The sequence below is a fragment of the Pseudomonas sp. BT76 TE3572 genome (assembly GCF_050435365.1).
Lineage (GTDB): Bacteria > Pseudomonadota > Gammaproteobacteria > Pseudomonadales > Pseudomonadaceae > Aquipseudomonas > Aquipseudomonas fluorescens_W.
The window spans coordinates 5,457,186-5,471,176 of record NZ_JBNDKE010000001.1 but is presented as its reverse complement, the minus strand read 5'-3'; the positions used below and the strand labels follow the sequence as shown (position 1 = coordinate 5,471,176).

The following is a 13,991-nucleotide window of genomic DNA, read 5'->3' as shown; positions in this document are numbered from 1 at the left end:
CAGCCTGGCGAAAAAAAGGCCTCACAATGCGAGGCCTCTTCAATTTTGCTGCCGCCGTGGATCAGACGAAGACGATTTCGTCGTTCTCCACGACACCCTTGGCGGTATCGCCCGGCATGAAACGACCAGACAGAATCAGCTGCGCCAGCGGGTTCTCGATCCAGCGCTGGATCGCTCGTTTGAGCGGCCGCGCGCCGTAAACCGGGTCGTAACCCACCGCGATCAGCTTATCCATGGCCTCAGGGCTGAGATCAAGCTTCAGCTCGCGTTCGGTCAGGCGACTGCGCAGGCGACCCAACTGGATCTCGGTAATACCTGCGATCTGATCCCGAGCCAACGGTTCGAAGATCACCACTTCATCGACCCGGTTGATGAACTCCGGCCGGAAGTGCCTGGAAATCGCATCCATCACCGCCGCACGCTGCGCTTCACGATCACCGACCAGTTCCTGGATCTGCACCGACCCCAGGTTGGAGGTCATGACAATCACGGTATTTTTGAAATCCACCGTGCGGCCATGACTGTCGGTCAGTCGGCCATCTTCCAGCACTTGCAGCAAGATGTTGAAGACGTCCGGGTGGGCCTTCTCGACCTCGTCCAGGAGGATCACCGAATAAGGCTTGCGACGCACCGCCTCGGTCAGGTAACCGCCCTCTTCATAGCCTACGTAGCCTGGTGGCGCGCCGATCAGACGAGCCACGGAATGTTTCTCCATGAACTCGGACATGTCGATCCGCACCATCGCCTCTTCCGTATCAAAGAGGAACTCGGCCAGCGCCTTGCACAGCTCGGTTTTACCGACACCGGTCGGGCCGAGGAACATGAACGAGCCGCTCGGGCGATTCGGATCGGACAAACCGGCGCGGGATCGCCGCACGGCGTTGGAAACGGCAATCACCGCTTCGTCCTGGCCGATCACACGTTGGTGCAACAGGCTTTCCATCTTCATCAGCTTGTCGCGCTCGCCTTCGAGCATTTTCGACACCGGAATACCGGTCCACTTCGAAACGACTTCGGCGATCTCTTCTTCGGTCACCTTGCTGCGCAACAACTGGTTTTCAGTTTTGCCGTGCTGGTCGACCATTTGCAGGCTGCGCTCCAGGTCCGGGATGATCCCGTACTGCAACTCGGCCATGCGGTTCAGGTCGCCTTTGCGGCGGGCAGCTTCCAGTTCCTGACGGGACTGTTCGATTTTTTGCTGGATCTGCGCAGAACCCTGGACTTCGGCTTTTTCCGCGTTCCAGATCTCTTCCAGGTCCGAGTACTCACGCTCGTGACGAACGATTTCTTCCTGGAGTTTTTCCAGGCGCTTCTTCGCCGCGTCGTCGCTTTCTTTCTTCAGCGCCTGGGATTCCACCTTCAGCTGAATCAGACGGCGTTCAAGGCGATCCAGAACTTCCGGTTTGGAATCGATCTCCATGCGGATGCGGCTTGCCGCTTCGTCGATCAGGTCGATGGCCTTGTCCGGCAGCTGACGATCAGTGATGTAGCGATGACTGAGCTTGGCCGCAGCGATGATCGCGCCGTCGGTGATCGCCACCTTGTGGTGAACCTCGTAGCGCTCTTTCAGGCCACGCAGAATCGCGATGGTGTCTTCTTCGCTCGGCTCGTCCACCAGCACTTTCTGGAAGCGCCGTTCGAGGGCTGCGTCCTTCTCTATATATTGGCGGTACTCGTTGAGCGTGGTCGCGCCGACGCAGTGCAGTTCACCACGGGCCAACGCAGGCTTGAGCATGTTGCCCGCATCCATCGAGCCTTCGCCTTTACCGGCGCCGACCATGGTGTGCAGCTCGTCGATGAACAGAATGATCTGCCCTTCCTGCTTCGACAGTTCGTTCAGCAACGATTTGAGGCGCTCTTCGAACTCGCCACGGTACTTGGCACCGGCAATCAGCGACCCCATGTCCAGGGACAGCAGGCGTTTGCCTTTCAGTCCATCCGGCACTTCGCCGTTGATGATGCGCTGGGCCAGGCCTTCAGCGATGGCGGTTTTACCGACGCCAGGCTCACCGATCAGCACCGGGTTGTTCTTGGTACGGCGTTGCAGGACCTGAATGGTCCGTCGAATTTCGTCGTCCCGGCCGATCACCGGATCGAGCTTGCCTTCTTCGGCGCGCTTGGTCAGGTCGACGGTGTATTTATCCAGCGCCTGGCGCGACTCTTCGTGGTTGGCGTCATTGACGGCCTCACCACCACGCAGGTTGTTGATCGCGTTTTCCAGGGCTTTCTTGCTGACGCCCTGGCCGAGCAACAATTTGCCGAGCTTGCTGTTCTCGTCCATGGCGGCGAGCAACACCAGCTCGCTGGAAATGAACTGGTCGCCCTTCTGCTGGGCCAGACGATCGGCCTGATTGAGCAGGCGCGCCAAATCCTGCGACATGTTGACGTCGCCGGTCGGGTTCTGGATTTTTGGTAGTTGGTCGAGCTCTTTGGTCAGCTCTTTACGCAGGCTGTTGACGTCGAAGCCAACCTGCATCAACAGGGGTTTGATCGAACCACCCTGCTGCTCAAGCATGGCTTGCATCAAGTGCGCCGGCTCAATGCCCGGATGATCGAGGCCGACGGCCAGGGATTGGGCGTCGGACAAGGCTAACTGCAACTTGCTGGTTAAACGGTCTATACGCATGGGTCACCTTCCTTTTGAGCAGGCCGGACCTATAAAACATCCTGAATGAAGAAACCTGCTAGATACCGTTATAGATGCGGTCGATTCTGGAAGATTCAAGCGTCGTGACGTTGATGCAGGTCAGCTAATTCTAGCGTTCGAGCCAGACAAGAGAGGCAAACCGACCGGTGCGTGGGCTGCGGCGGTAAGAAAAGAAGCGAGGATCGGTCACGGTGCAGAAACCGCCACCATAAACAGCGGTGACGCCGCGAGCCGCCAGACGTAAGCGCGCCAGCTCATAGATATCAGCCATGAATTTGCCAGCATTGGCACTCGGCACAAAGGCTTTGGCGGCTTCGGGCAATTGCTCGACGAAGGTTTCGCGCACTTCAGGGCCGACTTCAAAGGCTTGCGGGCCAATGGCCGGGCCGAGCCAGACCAATACGTCTTCTGGTGGCACGGCCAGACTGTCGAGGGTCGCTTCCAGCACACCCGCCGCCAACCCGCGCCAACCGGCATGAGCCGCCGCTACGCGAGTGCCGGCACGGTCACAGAATAGCGCTGGCAGGCAATCCGCAGTCATCGCCGTGCAGGCAATACCGGGCGTTGCTGTCCAGCTTGCATCGGCAGTGGCCACCTGGCTTGGGTCTGCGTGGGCCACGGCAATGCCGTGAACCTGCTTTAACCAGGCCGGCTGAATAGAGAAATGATCGGTGAGGCGACGACGGTTTTCGGCAACAGCTTCGGGGCTGTCATCGACGTGATCGCCGAGGTTGAGGCTGTCGAACGGCGCCAGACTGACGCCGCCCGCACGGGTGGTCACACAGGCTTTCACCCCGGCAGGCGCAGGCCAGTCGGGAATCAGCCAGTCACTCATCCGATGAACGCCTCGCGGTCTTGCTTGAGCAGGGTCAGCAACCAGACGAAATCGTCCGGCAGTGGCGATTCCCAGCTCATGCGTTTACCGGTGGTCGGGTGATCCAGCTCCAGGAACCGCGCATGCAGCGCCTGACGCGGGAACGCCTTCAGCGATTCGACCATGGTCACACTGGCAGCCGGCGGAATACGGAAACGACCGCCGTAGGCAGGGTCTCCGACCAACGGGTAGTTGATGTGGGCCATGTGCACACGAATCTGGTGCGTACGACCGGTTTCCAGCTTCACCCGCACGTGAGTGTGGGAGCGGAAACGCTCGAGCACGCGGTAATGGCTGACAGCTTGCTTGCCACCTTCCATCACGGCCATGCGCTGGCGCTGCTGACCGTGACGACCGATCGGCGCGTTGATCTTGCCGCCGGCAGTCACCACACCGATCACGATGCATTCGTAGATCCGGCTTACGCTGCGGCTCTGCAATTGCGTGACAAGCTGTGTCTGCGCCTGAATGGTCTTGGCCACCACCATCAGACCGGTGGTGTCCTTGTCCAGGCGATGCACGATACCGGCGCGGGGCACATTGATGATGTCCGGCACGTGGTGCAGCAAGGCGTTGAGCAAGGTGCCATCAGCGTGACCGGCGGCAGGATGCACCACCAGACCCGCGGGTTTGTTGATCACCAGGATGTCGTCATCTTCATAGACGATGTCCAGCTCGATGTCTTGAGCGATCCATTCGCCCTGAGCTTCCTGCTCGGCAGTGAGTTCAAGAATGGCACCACCGTGAACAATGTCTCGCGGGCGGATAACCGCCCCATCCACAGTCAGGCGGCCGTCTTTGATCCAGGCGGAAAGGCGCGAGCGCGAGTGCTCAGCGAATAATTGTGCGGCGACTTGATCGAGGCGTTGGCCGCCCAATTCGGACGGCACCTCTGCGCGAAGTTCAATTTTATCGGACATGCTCAGACTAGGCGTCGGCACAGCCTTTGGTTTCGGCTGCGCGCTTGTGGTTAAATACGGCGTCTTTTGCCCCGAGGCTATTCAACGGGGCACTCATCATAACAGGACGGCCCCGCCCAAGACAGCGGCCGTCATAGGGACGCAAGCCGCCATGCAAGTGAAACACCTGCTGCTGATCGCCATCCTCGCATTGACCGCTGCTTGCTCATCGAAGGAAGTCGTAGACGAAAACCTGAGCGAGGTCGAGCTGTACCAGCAGGCTCAGCACGATCTGGACAACAATAGCTACACCGCCGCCACAGCCAAGCTGAAGGCGCTGGAGTCGCGTTATCCGTTCGGTCGCTACGCCGATCAGGCTCAACTCGAGCTCATCTACGCCAACTACAAGAACACCGAGCCTGAAGCTGCGAAGTCCGCCGCCGAGCGCTTCATTCGCCTGCACCCGCAGCACCCGAACGTGGATTACGCGTATTACCTCAAGGGTCTGACTTCTTTCGACCAGGACGTCGGCCTGTTGTCGCGCTTCCTGCCGTTGGACATGACCAAGCGTGACCCGGGTGCCGCTCGCGACTCCTACAACGAGTTCGCCCAGCTGACCAGCCGCTTCCCGAACAGCCGCTACTCGCCGGACGCCAAGCAGCGCATGATCTACCTGCGCAACCTGCTGGCGGCCTACGAGATTCACGTTGCCGACTACTACCTGACCCGTCAGGCCTATGTCGCTGCCGCGAACCGTGGTCGCTACGTGGTGGAAAACTTCCAGGAAACCCCTTCGGTCGGTGACGGCCTGGCGGTGATGACAGAGGCCTACCAGCGTCTGCACCTGGACGACCTGGCCGCCACCAGTCTCGAAACCCTGAAGCTCAACTACCCGAACCACCCAAGCCTGGTGGACGGTCAGTTCCAGCCTTCGGTGGCCGAAGCCGACAACCGTTCGTGGTTGAGCAAGGCCACCCTGGGCCTGATCGAATCCCGTCCACCGCTGCCGCCGGGCGAAACCCGCGCCAACCAGGACGTGCAGAAGCAATTCCAGGACGCCAAGGACGCGATTCCAAACGATCTCAAGCCTAAAGATGAAAATGGCGACGTGATCGAAGAAGAGGAACACGACTCCGAAGCCAATAACAGCGACCGCTCGTGGTTCAGCTACATGACCTTCGGCGTGTTTGACTGACACATCGGGTTGTACAAAAAGGAGCCTTTCGAGGCTCCTTTTTTATGGGCTCGATGATTACGCTGTGCGCTGGTCATGTCCTTGGCTAAACTGGCTCATCACTCGTCGAATAGCAGCTCATCATGCTTCGTTTACTGTTCTGGATCGCCCTGATTGCCGCTGCGGTATGGTTCTGGCGCAAGTTCAAGGGCCAGGCTTCCGTGCCCAAGTCCCCTGCCGAGCTGGAAGCGGCCCCCATGGTCCGCTGCGCCCATTGCGGCGTACACCTGCCACGCGACCGCGCGCTGAGCCTTCAACAACAGTGGTATTGCAGCCAGGCTCATCTTGAGCAAGGCCCGGGTTCCAGTGATCGCTGAGACCTCCAGTCCCGGCAGCAAACAGGCCCAGCGACTGCTGCGTCTCTATCACTTTTACCGTTTGAGCGTCGGCATCACCCTGGTGCTGTTGATCTCCAGCAACATGGACAACCAGCTGCTGACGTCCGCCAATGACGACCTGCTGCGCAGAGGCAGCTGGTTTTACCTGGTGCTGAATATCTTGCTGGTGGTGTTCCTCGAGAACACTCGACGCCCGGCGCAACTGTTCAGCCTGGCGCTGACCGACGTCCTGCTGCTGTGCGGCTTGTTCTACGCCGCCGGCGGTGTGGCCAGCGCCATCGGCAACTTGCTGATCGTATCCGTAGCCATCAGTAACACCTTGTTGCGAGGGCGCATCGGCCTGCTGATTGCCGCCGTTGGCGCGCTGGGTATCGTCGGGCTGAGCTTCCTCCTGAGTCTCAGCCATCCCGCCACCCCCAACGATTACCTGCAAGTCGGCACGCTCGGCGCCCTGTGTTTTGCTGCGGCATTGCTGGTGCAAGGGCTGACCCGACGCCTGGAGGTCAGCGAAACCCTCGCCGAACAACGGGCCAGCGAAGTCGTCGGCCTCGAAGCCCTCAACGCACTGATCCTGCAACGCATGCGTACCGGCATCCTGGTACTCGACGACAAACGGCGGGTTCAACTGGCCAACCACAGCGCCTTGAACCTGTTAGGCAGGGACAATCTTGCAGGCCAACTGATAGATGACTACCTACCCAGCCTGGTCGAACGCCTGCAACTGTGGCTCAACAATCCGACGCTGCGCCCCCAGAGCCTGAAAGTCGCCAGTAGTGGTCTGGAGCTGCAACCGAGCTTCATTGCCCTGGACCAAAGCCCACACCACCAGACCCTGGTCTTTCTCGAAGACCTCGCGCAAATCGCCCAACAGGCCCAGCAATTGAAGCTCGCCGCACTCGGTCGCCTGACCGCCGGTATCGCCCATGAAATCCGCAATCCACTGGGCGCCATTAGTCATGCCGCGCAGCTATTGCAAGAATCAGAGGAACTGAACCCAGCGGATCGACGTCTGACACAGATTATTCAAGACCACTCTCAGCGAATGAATCGGGTAATCGAAAACGTCCTGCAACTGTCCCGCCGCCAGCAAACCGTAGCGCAACGGCTTGATCTGAAGCCGTGGCTGGAGCAGTACGTCAACGAAAACCGCGAGGGGGCGACCGAGCATCAGCAGATTCATCTGCGCATCGGCTCAGGGGACTTCAAAACCCTGATGGACCCAGACCAACTGACCCAGATTCTCGACAATCTGTTGCGCAACGCCTGGCGCCATAGCGCCTTGAATCACGACCTGGCACAGGTCTGGCTGGAGTTGTTCGTCGACCCGGACAGCCAGCTGTCGGTCCTCGAGATCCTGGACGATGGCCCCGGCGTGGCACCGGAGCATCACGTGCACTTGTTCGAACCGTTCTTCACCACGAGCCCCCAAGGCACCGGCCTGGGGCTTTATCTGTCCCGTGAGCTGTGCGAATGCAACCAGGCCCGCCTAGACTTCAAACCACGCCAAGGCGGCGGCTGCTTTCGCATCACCTTTGCTCACGGACGGAAACAAAGTTGAACATGAGCCCACGGCAAAAAGTCCTGATCGTCGACGACGAACCGGATATCCGCGAACTCCTGGAAATCACCCTGGGACGGATGAAACTCGACACCTTCAGTGCCCGCAACCTCGGCGAAGCCCAGGCCCTGCTCTCACGAGAGACGTTCGACTTATGCCTCACCGACATGCGCTTGCCGGACGGCACCGGCCTTGAGCTGGTGCAACACATCCAGCAACGCCACCCCCAAGTACCGGTGGCAATGATCACCGCCTATGGCAGCCTGGAAACGGCCATCAACGCCCTCAAGGCCGGCGCCTTCGACTTCCTGACCAAACCGGTGGACCTCACTCGCCTGCGGGAACTGGTCAGTAGCGCACTTCGGTTGCCTGCGCCCGGCGGCACCGGCATCGCCATCAATCGCCGGCTGCTGGGTGATTCACCGCCCATGCGCGCCTTGCGCAAACACATCGACAAACTGGCCCGCAGCCAGGCGCCGGTGTACATCAGCGGCGAATCCGGCAGCGGCAAGGAATTGGTCGCGCGACTGATCCATGAACAAGGCCCCCGCGCAAATCAACCGTTTATCCCGGTCAATTGCGGGGCGATTCCGTCGGAATTGATGGAGAGCGAATTTTTCGGGCATCGCAAAGGCAGCTTCAGCGGCGCCTTCGAAGACAAACCCGGCCTGTTCCAGGCGGCCCATGGCGGCACCTTGTTCCTCGACGAAGTGGCTGATTTGCCGCTGGCGATGCAGGTCAAACTACTACGGGCAATACAGGAAAAAGCCGTTCGCGGTGTCGGCGAGCAACAGGAAACCGTGGTTGATGTGCGCATCCTTTGCGCCACCCACAAAGACCTCGACGCCGAAGTCGCCGCCGAACGCTTTCGCCAGGATTTGTACTACCGGTTGAACGTGATCGAACTACGGGTGCCGCCCTTGCGTGAACGCCGTGACGACATCGAATCCCTCGCCAGCCATGTGCTCAAACGCCTGGCGATCAGCACTGGCCAACCCGCCGCGAAGCTCCACCCCCAAGCCCTCGACGCGCTGAAAAGCTATCGATTCCCCGGTAACGTGCGGGAACTGGAGAACGTGCTCGAACGGGCGCACACATTGTGCGAAAACAAACAAATTGAAACCAGCGACCTGCGACTGGCCGAAGGCAACTGCAACCCGGAAGGCGGTGTGCCGGACCTGACGCAGATCGACAATCTGGAAGACTACCTGGAAAACGTCGAACGCAACCTTATCCTCCAGGCCCTGGAAGAAACCCGCTGGAACCGCACGGCGGCGGCTCAGCGGTTGAATCTTTCATTCCGGTCGATGCGCTACAGGCTCAAGAAACTGGGACTCGATTGAGTCTCAGATCCGTCCAGTCGGTGCATATGGCGCCGGATCAATGATCGGCTCACGCCCCAGCATCACATCCGCAAACAACTGGCACGACGCAGGCGCCAGCACCAAGCCATTACGGTAATGCCCGCAATTGAGCCAAAGCCCTTCGAACCCTGGCACCCGACCGATGTAGGGAATACCTTCCGGCGAGCCCGGTCGCAACCCGGCCCAGTGCCCGACAACCTCGGCATCCGCCAGTGCAGGAATCAACTCCACCGCCGACGCCTTCAGGCTCTCGAGGGCAGATTCGGTCGGCGTCTTGTCGAAGCCTTCATGCTCCAGCGTACTGCCGATCAGAATGTGCCCGTCGCGCCGAGGAATCGCATAACGCCCCTTGGCCAGAACCATGCTCGGCAGGAAATCCGCTGCGCATTTGTAGAGAATCATCTGCCCTTTCACCGGCTCGACCGGCAGCTCCAGATCCAGGCTCTTGAGTAAATCACCGCTCCAGGCACCCGCAGTCAGCACTACCTGATCGCCATGAATCGCTCCCGCCGAAGTCTGCACCCCGACCACCGTGGCGCCTTCACGGATAAACCCGCTGACTTCACACTGCTCATGAATCGTGACGTTCGGCAGCGCCAGCAACGCAGCCTTTAGGGACTTCACCAGCCGCGGATTACGCACATTGGCCACATCGGCCATGTAGATCGCCCGGGAAAAACCGCACCCCAACACAGGCACCGCGTCGTGAGCCGCCGAGATATCCACAGCCCGCAACGGACGGTTTTCCCGCTCCGCCCAGGCCAGCGCCTCGGCCTCATCATCCAGGTCCAGCCAGTACAACCCGGTGGTATGCACCTCGGGATCGACACCGGTGGCCGCAAACAATCGCTCACCCAACTGTGGATAAAAATCCTGGGACCAGTGCGCCAACGCGGTGACCGCCGGGCTGTAGCGCCACGGGTAGAGCGGCGAGACGATGCCGCCGCCGGCCCAGGACGACTCCTGACCGACGTTCGAGCGATCCAGCAGCACAACGCTTTGCACTTCGGACGCGAGATTGAACGCTGTCAGCAGGCCAATCACGCCGCCGCCGACAATCACCACTTGCTGTTGCCTGGTCATGTTCTAATCCAACCGTTAAATAGACAGAGGGCACAAAAGGCACCCGAAAAGGAACTCAGCGGCCCCAGCAATCCTTGGACGTGGCCGTCGCATTGACCACGCTTCTGACGCCAGTGTTGGTGATAGTGAAATCACCGCACTTGTCAGCTGCCATGGCCTTGCCGGGCTTGCGCACCGCCGTCAGCAGGAAGGTCTGATCGGTCAGGGTCGGGGTAATGGTGTAGAAGTCGTTATTGGCGTTCAGGATGGCATTGGAGTAGACATTATTCTTCGAATAGTAGCGTTCAAGGATCTGCGCTTGTTCGGAGAGCAGGCCGGCGACTTCAGTGCGGCGGCCCTTATTCACATACTCGGTGAGGCTCGGGTAGCCAATGGTGATGACGATCCCGATGATCGCAATCACGATCATGATTTCGATCAGGGTAAAACCTCGGTTGGATCTGCGCATGCCTCAACTCTCACTTACTGAATTTGTCGCCACATGATGCGACGGCTGCCGCCGCTGCCGGGCTTTTCCACCAGGGAGCTGATGCCACCGCTGGAGTCGTTCACAATCTTGCGGGCCGCATTGTTGACGATCGCGTTCAGCGTCGGAATACCACCGGTGAAAATCACCCCGCTGGAAATCGAATCCTTGATGTCGACCAGGCCGTCGCCATTGCTGTCGAGCACCGCGTAATTGAGCATCTTACCGCTGAATGCATCCAGCTCGACCAGTTTGCCGGTACCGAAACTGGCGCATGGGTCGGTGGTGTCCACGCTGGCCGTGGTGAATACGATCCGGCCGGCCACCAGACTGGCCTGATTGATCACCCGCTCACCGGTTAGTACGTTGTTGTACACCAGCGGCAGGTACCAGCCTTTTTCCGCCGGATAGGTCACGTCGTTCTGGCTGGTGGTGATGAATTGCCCATTGCTACCGGAGAACACGCCGGTCACCGACTGCGCCTGCAAACTGGACGTTGTGATTTGCCCGGAGCCACCTTCCGCATCCCACACGGCATAGAACGCCTGAAGATCTTTATTGGTCTTGTCGGCCGTCTCGTTGAATTTACCGGTGCCGAAAAACACTTCCTTCCCTCCCAACGAATTGTCCGCCAGCAATGGCTGTGCGGTGATCGGCTGGGTGACGCCACCTGCGGTGGTAAACAGCGGTTTGCGGGAAAACGCCAGATCCCATGACTCCGGGGCGGTGGCGCTCAAATCAAACTTCCACAGCCGCCCCTTCAAATCGCCGCCATAAGCGGCCTGCACCACATTCTGTGAGTTGACCCGAAGTTTTACCGACGACAGGCCGTTGGTCGTCTCGGCGCCGTCGACCACTATCTTCTTGATCAGCGTGCCGTCGCGAATGTCGACCACGTACAACGCTGCCACCCCGGAGTTGCTGCCATAACCGTTGGAGATGAATGCCGCCCATCGACCGTCGGCCAAGCGTGCCACTTCCGGTCGTGCATAGGCATAACCCAGATCATTGAAAACGTTCGCCGTGTTTGCTGTGGCCGGTGCGCTGATCTCCCACAACGCCTTGGTTACGTTACCGGCCGATGCGTCGAACAGTTGGAGCGCATAGAAGGTTCGCCCTCCTGCCCCCGTCCCGCCCAACGCGAGGGTTTTCCAGGCACTGTTGAGCTGGGCATCGAACACACCCACCTGACCGTCCACCAGAAACTTGTGGCTCACCCCGTTTATGTAAGTGGGGTCAGCGATGTACCGCAGTGACGGCAACACGCTGGACGGCATGAAAGCGTAACGCCGCGTGCCATTGGACACGTTGATGACGTTTACAAAGCCGTCGTTGGCGTTCACCACGAGGCTGGCGTTCATGCTTGCCGCTTTGGTTGCCAGATAAGTGCTGTAAGTGGTGTCGCCGGACAGATCGGACGCGGTTTTATCCGTGGGCGATGCCAGGGCCAACGGCGAATTGATGATGTCGCCGAGCAGCACACTGCGCACTTTCAGGCCGGCCTTGTTGGTGCCCTTGCTCCACTCCACCAGATCGCTGCCGGTGATGCCGGTGGGCAAACTCTGGTTGAGGGAAGTTTGCTGGGCAGGTGAAAAACTGGCGTAGGCCAGCGTCACGGCCGCATTGGTCAGGGTGTTCCAGGATTGATAGGTCGGTGCCGTGGCACCGGGCACGATGGTGGTATCGGTTGTCCACAACACCGAAGCGGTGTTGACCGTGCCAGTGGAGGTAAACCCGTAGGACTTGATCGTGCCGCGCCAATCCTTGGGATCGTAACTGGTCTGAAAGTAACTCGTACCGCTGGCCAGAGTGGTCCCGCTGGCGACGCCACTGCCGCCGGAGCCGGCCTTGGAGGTGATGTCGCTCAGCGCCGACGACAGTGCGCTGTTGAGGCCTGTACTGTCGGTAGCCTGGTAATACTTGCCCTGCCCGTAAGTCGCCGCGTCCGACAACATCGGGTTCGCAGTGGCGAAACCGACGGTGTAAGTGTTCATGTTCTGCTTTGGAAAATCCGCTGCGTCCCAGTTTTTGTTCGCGGAATCGGTGCCGGTCGTGCGCATGTCGATGTCGAAGGCGAACTTGGCGATGTCATCCAGGTAAAGCGTATCGCCCTCATCGTCGCCGCCGGGACCATCGTTGTTTACACCGTCCCAATTGGGCAGTCGTGTACCGCCCAAGGGATCAGTGGTCGGGAAGGTCCTGTCAAAGGTGGGCAAGCCGTCAGTAATCACCACACCATAGTTTTTCTGGCAACGGTACTGGATCGGACTGGTGTAGGTCGCAGGCGTCGAGTTGTAGAACGGCGCCATGCCGCGCATGTAGCGGGTGACTTCGTAATAGGCTTCTGCCAATGGGGTATTGGCGACTGCATTCAAGCCGTTGATCGACGAAACAAGGTTATTAAAGTTGCTCTCCACCGACAGGTCGCTAATGGAACGGGCGATGTAGCCACCATTGCCAGAGTTGTAGATGGTGGCTGGGTTGAACGTCGCCAGGCCTATGTGCAGCCCACGGTTAGTGGTCACCAGATCAGTGGAGACTTTGCGCGCAACGTTCATCCGGTAATCGGTGGGGATTGAGCCAGTGGTGAAATCCTTGGTCGAACTGTTCGCCAGACTGATCAGGTAAGACAGGTAGTTGGCCGAGTAACGGGTGTTCTCGCCGCCCACCGGATCGGGCAGTTTCAGGCAAAACGAATTCGCCCCCTGAGAGCCTTTAAAAAAACCAACATAACCTGACGCACAGCCACCGCGATTGAGGCTGGACAGAAAAATATTGGTGTCGGTCATGTCGAGATTTTGCCCTTCCTTGCAGGAGCCATCTGAACTGCAGATGGTCACCTGAGGGCGATTTGTGACCGTCGGATCGAAACCCGCCGCCCAGACGATGCTGTTCATGCTGCCCGAATCGTCAATCAACAGCATCACGTTAGGCGCGACAGCCGCGGCGCTCAACAGCGGAGAATCCGACGGTGTGAAGGCATACGCTGGCGCTGAGAGATAAAACCCCAATAGCACGCCGCAAACCAGGCGCCACAGCTGTTTAGTACTTCGCATAAATACTCTCCACCACACTGCGCGAGTTGCCCGCGATGCCGACTGCGGTCACCCGGTACAGCGTTGTCGAGGTGTTGCTTGGCACATTCACGGCGGTCAGGGTGGTGCCGATGTTCTGCACCCCGTAAAAACCGCTGCCGGAGGCGATCCAGGTCACCCCCGAGGTGGAGTTGAAGCCGGCACCGGTGATTGTCGACGACTCGGCCGGTGGCGCGCATTGGGTGGTGCCGCTGCAGACCGGCAACGAATAGGTCTCCAGTTGCACTGCGCTTTCACCTACGCGCAACGCCGACTCGGCGCCCTGGAACGACTGATTGCGCAAGGTCACGCTGGCCGCCATTTTTTCCTGCAGCGTGGCGTTTTGCATCGATGAAAGGCCGATCAGTGTCAACAACAGAAGAAACACCAGGCTGACCAACAGCGCCATGCCACGCTGGGCGTGAGGGGTCACGGGAGCAATACTCATCGGCCC

At 59.5% G+C, this 13,991-nt stretch carries 11 protein-coding genes; 4 read left to right on the top strand and 7 right to left on the bottom strand.

Annotated elements, in window-relative coordinates:
- Positions 1-61: 61 nt before the first annotated feature.
- From clpB to rluD, 3 genes are all read right to left on the bottom strand, one after another.
- Positions 62-2,626, bottom strand: coding sequence for an ATP-dependent chaperone ClpB (gene clpB, locus ABH912_RS24865; protein ID WP_429511878.1), 2,565 nt, complete (start codon positions 2,624-2,626; stop codon positions 62-64).
- 130 nt (positions 2,627-2,756) lie between these two features.
- On the bottom strand, positions 2,757-3,482 hold the full coding sequence (gene pgeF / locus ABH912_RS24860) for a peptidoglycan editing factor PgeF (protein WP_429511877.1): 726 nt from the start codon (positions 3,480-3,482) through the stop codon (positions 2,757-2,759).
- On the bottom strand, positions 3,479-4,441 hold the full coding sequence (gene rluD, locus ABH912_RS24855) for a 23S rRNA pseudouridine(1911/1915/1917) synthase RluD (RefSeq protein WP_007942311.1): 963 nt from the start codon (positions 4,439-4,441) through the stop codon (positions 3,479-3,481). The genes pgeF and rluD overlap by 4 nt, the downstream gene beginning before the upstream one ends.
- A gap of 151 nt (positions 4,442-4,592) precedes the next feature.
- On the opposite strand from rluD, the gene ABH912_RS24850 reads away from it, so the two are divergent.
- From ABH912_RS24850 to ABH912_RS24835, 4 genes are all read left to right on the top strand, one after another.
- Positions 4,593-5,615 (top strand): outer membrane protein assembly factor BamD, encoded by a 1,023-nt coding sequence (locus tag ABH912_RS24850; RefSeq protein ID WP_429511876.1) that lies wholly within the window; start codon positions 4,593-4,595, stop codon positions 5,613-5,615.
- Between the two features lie 122 nt (positions 5,616-5,737).
- Positions 5,738-5,971 (top strand): PP0621 family protein, encoded by a 234-nt coding sequence (locus ABH912_RS24845; RefSeq protein ID WP_008037883.1) that lies wholly within the window; start codon positions 5,738-5,740, stop codon positions 5,969-5,971.
- Positions 5,961-7,550, top strand: a complete 1,590-nt coding sequence (locus ABH912_RS24840) for a sensor histidine kinase (RefSeq protein ID WP_429511875.1) — start codon at positions 5,961-5,963, stop codon at positions 7,548-7,550. Before ABH912_RS24845 ends, ABH912_RS24840 begins: the two co-directional genes overlap by 11 nt.
- 2 nt (positions 7,551-7,552) lie before the next feature.
- Complete coding sequence (locus ABH912_RS24835; RefSeq protein WP_429511874.1) at positions 7,553-8,893, top strand: sigma-54-dependent transcriptional regulator; 1,341 nt, start codon at positions 7,553-7,555, stop codon at positions 8,891-8,893.
- Positions 8,894-8,896: 3 nt separating this feature from the next.
- Here ABH912_RS24835 and thiO read toward each other — a convergent pair whose 3' ends face one another.
- The 4 genes from thiO to ABH912_RS24815 are packed head-to-tail and all read right to left on the bottom strand — an operon-like array spanning position 8,897 to position 13,985.
- Entirely contained in the window at positions 8,897-9,997 is a 1,101-nt protein-coding gene (thiO, locus tag ABH912_RS24830) for a glycine oxidase ThiO (RefSeq protein ID WP_033054308.1), read from the bottom strand.
- Between the two features lie 55 nt (positions 9,998-10,052).
- Entirely contained in the window at positions 10,053-10,445 is a 393-nt protein-coding gene (locus tag ABH912_RS24825; RefSeq protein WP_033054306.1) for a type IV pilin protein, read from the bottom strand.
- 14 nt (positions 10,446-10,459) lie between these two features.
- The gene (locus tag ABH912_RS24820; RefSeq protein ID WP_429511873.1) at positions 10,460-13,519 is read right to left on the bottom strand and encodes a pilus assembly protein; all 3,060 of its coding nucleotides are present in this window, start codon (positions 13,517-13,519) and stop codon (positions 10,460-10,462) included.
- Positions 13,506-13,985 (bottom strand): pilus assembly PilX family protein, encoded by a 480-nt coding sequence (locus ABH912_RS24815; protein WP_033054303.1) that lies wholly within the window; start codon positions 13,983-13,985, stop codon positions 13,506-13,508. Before ABH912_RS24815 ends, ABH912_RS24820 begins: the two co-directional genes overlap by 14 nt.
- Between the last annotated feature and the right edge of the window lie 6 nt (positions 13,986-13,991).